Origin of the sequence: Blautia sp. AM42-2 (assembly GCF_003480245.1) — a bacterium.
Classification (GTDB): Bacteria; Bacillota; Clostridia; order Lachnospirales; family Lachnospiraceae; genus Fusicatenibacter; species Fusicatenibacter saccharivorans.
Genome location: NZ_QUIM01000015.1, coordinates 1 through 245, shown reverse-complemented (window position 1 = coordinate 245; position 245 = coordinate 1). Strand labels below are relative to the sequence as shown.

The 245-nt window shown below is 43.7% G+C and carries 1 tRNA gene; it reads right to left on the bottom strand.

What is annotated here, in order from left to right:
- Positions 1–38: 38 nt before the first annotated feature.
- A tRNA-Asp gene (locus DW915_RS13610) sits at positions 39–112 on the bottom strand.
- Positions 113–245: the final 133 nt, after the last annotated feature.

Genomic DNA, 245 nt, shown 5'->3' with positions numbered 1-245 from the left:
GCTAAGATCCCATTTTTCAGATATTTAGTTATGAAAAGCGACCCGGATCGGGATCGAACCGACGACCTCCGCCGTGACAGGGCGGCGCTCTAACCAGCTGAGCCACCGGGCCACAATAACTATTTTGAAGATATTTGATATACCTTCAAAACCGCATACACTTAACACCTATACATCATACCATATTTTCTTTCCGAACACAACCATTTTCTGCAAAACTTTTGTTTTGCATTTCAGGTCAAGCC